Here is a 6,334-nt window from a genome sequence, read left to right on the forward strand (position 1 = left end):
AGTCCACCGTGCCGCCGTGGGCGTGGAGCTGGCCGAGCCCGGTGACGAGGGTGCTGGCCTCATCGCGGTCGGACCGCATCACGGACACGAACAGCCTGTCCTCGACGTCGGTGAGCACGCCTTGCGCCATCGCCGTCAGGACACCGTCCGGACCCAGTTCGACGAAGCGGGTGATCCCCTGCGAGTGGAGAGTCTGAACGCCGTCGGCGAACCGGACCGCCTCACGGACATGCCTCACCCAGTACTCCGGGGTCGACAACTCCGGACCCGCGACCCCACCGGTCAGGTTGGAGACGACCGGGATGCGGGCGGTCTCGTACGACAGCGAGGCCGCGACCGCACGGAACTCCTCCAGCATCGGCTCCATACGAGCCGAATGAAACGCATGACTGACCGACAGCCGCTTGACCCGCGCACCCTGTTCAGCGAGTACAGCGGCGACCTGCTCCACCGGAGCCTCGTCACCGGAGATCACCACCGCCTGCGGACCATTCACCGCCGCGATCGACACACCCGCGACCAGAACGGCACGGACCTCATCCTCAGCGGCTTCCACCGCGACCATGGCCCCGCCCTCCGGCAGGGCATCCATCAGCCGGCCACGAGCAGCAACCAGCGCACACGCGTCATCGAGCGAGAGCACACCGGCCACGTGCGCAGCCGCGATCTCCCCGACCGAATGACCGAGCAGGGCGTCAGGACGTACGCCCCACGACTCCACCAGCCGATACAGCGCGACCTCGACCGCGAACAGAGCCGCCTGCGTGAACCGCGTACGGTCCAACAGCCCCTCCCCATCCCCGTCGAAGACCACACCCTTCAGCGACCGCCCCAGCTCACCATCCAACCGGGCACAGACCTCGTCGAAGGCCTCCGCGAACACCGGATACGCGGCATACAACTCCCGCCCCATACCGGCCCGCTGAGCCCCCTGCCCCGTAAACAACAACCCCAGCCGACCCCCCGCCACCGGCCCCGCCGCGCGCACGTCGCCCAGTGCGGCGAGCAGTTCGTCACGGTTCGAAGCGACCAGTGTGGCCCGGTGTTCGAAGGCCGAGCGGGTCGTGGCCAGTGAGAAGGCGACGTCCAGCGGACGCAGTTCCGCGCGCTCCTCCACGTACGCCGCGAGCCGGGCCGCCTGGTCGGCGAGCGCCTGCTCGCTGCGGCCCGCGAGCACGAACGGCACCGGCGCGGCGAGCGCCGCAGGCGCCTGCGGCGCCGCGTCCTGCTCGCCCTGCGCGTCCTCGGAAACCCGTTCCGGGGCCTGTTCCAGGATGGCGTGGGCGTTGGTGCCGCTGATGCCGAAAGAGGAGACGGCGGCGCGGCGCGGCGCATCGGTCGCGGGCCAGTCGCGCTGTTCGGTCAGCAGCTCGACCGCGCCCGCCTCCCAGTCGATCTGCGGCGAGGGCTCGTCCACGTGCAGGGTCCTGGGCAGGACGCCGTTGCGCAGTGCCATGACCATCTTGATGACGCCGCCGACCCCTGCGGCGGCCTGAGTGTGACCGATGTTCGACTTCAACGAGCCCAGCCACAGGGGCTGTTCGGGGGTGCGCTCCTGGCCGTACGTCTCGATCAGCGCCTGCGCCTCGATCGGGTCGCCGAGGGACGTGCCGGTGCCGTGGGCCTCCACCGCGTCCACGTCCGACGGCTCAAGGCCGGCGCCGTCCAGGGCTTGGCGGATGACGCGCTGCTGTGAGGGGCCGTTAGGGGCGGTCAGGCCGCTGCTGGCGCCGTCCTGGTTGACGGCGGAGCCGCGCAGTACGGCGAGGATCTCGTGGCCGTTGCGGCGCGCATCGGACAGCTTCTCCAGGAGGAGGACGCCGACACCCTCGCCGAAAGCGGTGCCGTCGGCGGCGGCGGCGAAGGACTTGCAGCGGCCGTCGGCCGCCAGACCCCGCTGGCGGCTGAACTCGACGAAGGTGCCGACGTTGGACATCACCGTCACGCCGGCGGCCAGGGCGAGGGAGCACTCCCCCTGGCGCAGCGCGGAGGCGGCCAGGTGCAGGGCGACGAGCGAGGACGAGCAGGCGGTGTCGACGGTGACCGTCGGGCCTTCGAGGCCGAGGGTGTAGGCGACGCGGCCGGAGACCACGCTGGCCGCGCTGCCGGTGGATATGTAGCCCTCGACGCCTTCGGGTGCGTCGACCATGCGGACGGCGTAGTCGTGGTACATGGCGCCGGCGAAGACGCCGGTGCGGCTGCCGCGCAGGGTGTGCGGGTCGATGCGGGCGCGCTCCACGGCGGCCCAGGCGTTCTGGAGCAGGAGCCGCTGCTGCGGGTCCATGGCCAGCGCCTCGCGCGGCGAGATGCCGAAGAACGCGGGGTCGAACTCCCCCGCCTCGTGGAGGAATCCGCCCTTGAGCGTGTAGAGGGTGCCGCGCCGGTCGGGGTCCGGGTCGTAGAGCGAGTCCGTGTCCCAGCCGCGGTTGGTGGGGAAGCCCGAGATGCCCTCGCGGCCCTCGGTCACCAGCTCCCACAGTTCCTCGGGCGAGTCGACCCCGCCCGGGTACTGGCAGCTCATGCCGATGATCGCGATCGGCTCGGTCAGCCGCTCCTCCGCCTCGCGCAGCCGACGGCGCGTCTCACGCAGGTCTGCGGTCGTGCGTCGCAGGTAGTCGAGAACCTTCTCATCTTCCGGCATCAACGCCACCTCCAGGCATGAGTCGTCCGTCGGCCACGCAGGTCACGAGGTGCCGAGTTCGTTGTCGAGCAGATCAAAGAGTTCTTGGGCCGATGCGGAGCCGAGGTCGATTCCTGCTTCCGGCTCGTCGTCCGCGTCGGGGCTGTGCGGCTGCGCGTACCGGTCCTCCGCGCGGCTGGGCTTTCGGGGCAGCGTCTGCCCGGTCCACCGGGTCAGCAGGGTCTGAAGCTGCCGGGTGACCTTCTCGCGGTCGCTGTCGTCGTCCGGGATCTCTGACAGGGCGGACTCCAACGACTTCAGCTCGCCCAGCAGGCGCCGGGCGGGCGTCGGTACGGACTGGCGGAGCCGTTCGTCCACGTACCGCGTGAGCGCACCGGGCGTCGGGTGGTCGAAGATCAGGGTGGCGGGTAGGCGGAGGCCCGACAGGGCGGTGAGCCGGTTGCGCAGTTCGACCGCGGTGAGCGAGTCGAAGCCCATGTCGAGGAAGCCGCGTTCCGCCTCGATCTCGTACGCCGCCGAGTGGCCGAGCACCAGGCGCACCTGGTCCGCCACCGTGTCGAGGACCAGGCGCTCGCGCTCGCCGTCGGGGGCGTCGGCGACGCGCTGGACGAGGGAGAGCTGCTGGGGTTCGGCGGCGGCTGACTCGCCGTTCAGGGCGGCCGCGCGGCGGGCGGGAGTCCGGACGAGGGCGCGCAGGAGAGCGGGGCACCCGTTCTCCCCGGCGGCCGCCCGGACGGGGGCGAGGTCGAGACGCAGGAGGACGGAGGTGGCACGGGCCGTGGGCGCGTCCGTCTTCGCGGGCGAGTCGGGTACGTCCGTCATCGCGGATGCGTCGGATGCGTCCGTGGCCGGTGCCGTCAGGGCCAGGTCGAAGAGCGCGAGTCCGTCGCGGGCCGACAGGGTGCCGGCCGACCGGCCGAGCCTGCGGCGGTCCCGCGCGTCGAGGTCGCCGACCATGCCGGTGTCCGTCTCCCACAGCCCCCAGGCCAGGGAGTGCGCGGGCAGGCCTGCGGCCCGGCGGCGCTCGGCGAGGGCGTCGAGCAGGGTGTTGGCCGCGGCGTAGTTCGCCTGGCCCGGGTTCCCGAAGAGGCCGGCGGCCGAGGAGAACAGCACGAACGCGCTCAGGTCCAGCTCGCGCGTCAGCTCATCCAGGTGCAGCGCCGCGTCGGCCTTGGGCGAGAACACCGTCTCCAGGCGTTCGGGCGTGAGGGCGGTGACGACGCCGTCGTCGAGGACACCCGCCGTGTGCACGACGGCGGTGATGCGGTGAGAGGCCAGAACGTCGGCCAGGGCCCGGCGGTCGCTGACGTCACAGGCCCGTATGGCGACGGTGGCGCCGGCCGCGGTCAGCTCGTCCCGCAGTTCACGGGCCCCGGGGGCGTCCGGCCCCCGGCGGCTGAGCAGGACGAGTTCACGCACGCCGTGCCGGTCCACCAGGTGGTGGGCCACCAGGGCGCCGAGGGCGCCGGTGCCGCCGGTGATGAGGACGGAACTGTCAGGTGTCCAGGGCAGGGTGCCCTCGGGCCGTTCGGCCCGCACCAGGCGCGGAGCCCAGGCCCGGCCGTCGCGCACGGCGAGCTGCGGCTCGTCGGCGGCGATCGCGGCGGTGACGAAGGCGGTGAGGTCGGCGGTGGGACTGGCCGTGAGACCGGCGGTGGGGCCTGGTTCCGCGTCGAAGTCGCGGTCGGCGTCGACGAGGACGAAGCGGTCCGGGTTCTCGGACTGGGCGGAGCGCAGCAGCCCCAGGACGGCGGCGCCCGCCAGGTCGATGTTCGTGCCGTGGACGGCATTCGAGGTCACGACCACGAGACGGGACGCTGCGGTCCGCTCGTCGGCGAGCCATTCCCGTACGACTCCGAGTACGCGCCCCGCCAGGTCCCGCGCCGCGCCAGCGCTCGCCTCCGCATCGGCCGGACCATCGCACCGAACGGCGGCGATGCGGGGCAACGGAGCGTCCTGGTGCAGGAGTCGGCGTACGTCTTCTGGGCTCGCGCACCACGTGACGGCTTCGGTGGCCGGGGTCGCGGGGAGATCCTTGAGTTCGGTCCATTCCACGCGGAACAGCGACTCGTCGGCGCCCGCCTCGTCGATCCCGCTGGCGGCCAGGGGGCGCAGGGCCAGCGACCCCACGGTGGCGACGGGATCACCGTTGCCGTCCGCGACGGTCAGGGCCAGGGCGTTGGGACCGGCCGGGGCCAGTCGTACGCGCAGGGACCCGGCCCCCGTGGCGGCGAGGGTCACGTCCTGCCAGGAGAACGGCAGCCAGCCGACGGTCGCGTCCTCGACGAAGGCGCCGAACCCGGTGGCGTGCAGCGCCGAGTCGAGCAGCGCCGGGTGCAGCCCGAAGGAGGCGGCATCGCCCTGCCCCTCGGCGGGCAGCGCCACCTCGGCGAAGACTTCGTCGTCGCGGCGCCACACCCTGCGGACGCCCCGGAAGAGGGGGCCGTAGAAGAGGCCTCCGGCGGCGAGGCCCTCGTACAGGCCGTCGAGATCGGCTTCGGTCGCGTCCTCGGGAGGCCAGACGCGCAGGTCCGGAACATCCGGAACATCTGGTACGGGGCCGGCCGCGCAGCCCACCAGCCCGTCGGCGTGCCGGGTCCAGGCCAGGCTCTCGGGGGCATGCTCGTCGCGAGAGTAGACGGTGACGTGGCGGTCCCCGGACTCGTCGTCCGGCGCACCGATGCTCACCTGGAGCCGTATCGCGCCCTGCTCGGGCACGATCAGCTGGTTCTGGAGGGTGAGTTCGCGCACCACGGTGCAGCCGGCCTCGTCGGCGGCCCGGAGGGCCAGTTCGAGGATGCCGGTGCCGGGGACGACGACGCGCCCCGCGACCGTGTGGTCGGCCAACCACTCGTGGGTGTCCAGCGACAACCGCCCGGTCAGGACGGTCTCTCCACCGTGAGCCAGCTCCACGGCCGCGCCCAGGAGCGGGTGCCCGGCGGAGGCCAGGCCCGCTCCGGAGACGTCGCCGGTGGGGGCGGCCGAGGGGGCGGAGGGCCAGTAGTGCTGGTGTTGGAAGGCGTAGGTGGGCAGGTCGACGCGGTGGGCGCCGGGCGGGAAGACCTTGGACCAGTCCGGTGTGACGCCGTGGACGTGCAGTTCGGCCAGGGAGGTCAGGAGACGGTCGAGACCGCCGTCGTTACGGCGCAGCGAACCGACCGTGACCGCCGGGGAGCCCGCGTCCTCAATGGTCTCCTGAACACCGATACTGACGACCGGGTGGGGGCTGGACTCGACGAACACGCCAAAGCCGTCGTCGATCAGCATGCGCGTCGCAGTCTCGAACTCCACCGTCTGACGCAGATTCGCGTACCAGTACTCCGCATCGAAGGCGGAACCGTCCTCGATACGGCCCGTCACCGTGGAATACACCGGTATCTCACCCGCCTGCGGGCGGACCGGCGACAGTACGTCCAGGAGCTCATCACGCAGCTCCTCCACATGCGCCGAGTGGGACGCGTAGTCGACCGCGATACGACGGGCCCGCACATCCGTCCCGGACCAGCGGGCAAGAAGTTCGTCCAGACCCTCCACATCGCCCGAGATCACCACGGAGTGCGGCCCGTTGACAGCCGCGACCGAGACCCGGCCCTCAAAGCCGGACAACTCCTCACGGACACGATCAACAGGAAGCGGCACAGAAACCATGCCACCCCGCCCCGCCAGCGCCACGATCGAGCGCGACCGGAGCGC

At 72.1% G+C, this 6,334-nt stretch carries 2 protein-coding genes; both read right to left on the reverse strand.

The features are described from left to right. Positions 1-2,641, reverse strand: a 2,641-nt coding sequence (locus ACGFN2_RS35840) for a type I polyketide synthase (RefSeq protein ID WP_393367168.1), incomplete at its 3' end; no start/stop codon positions are given. Between the two features lie 42 nt (positions 2,642-2,683). Further along, on the reverse strand, positions 2,684-6,334 hold a 3,651-nt coding region (locus ACGFN2_RS35845; RefSeq protein WP_393367170.1), incomplete at its 5' end, for an SDR family NAD(P)-dependent oxidoreductase.

Origin of the sequence: Streptomyces sp. NPDC048612, from assembly GCF_043199295.1 — a bacterium.
In the GTDB taxonomy this organism is placed as follows: Bacteria; Actinomycetota; Actinomycetes; order Streptomycetales; family Streptomycetaceae; genus Streptomyces.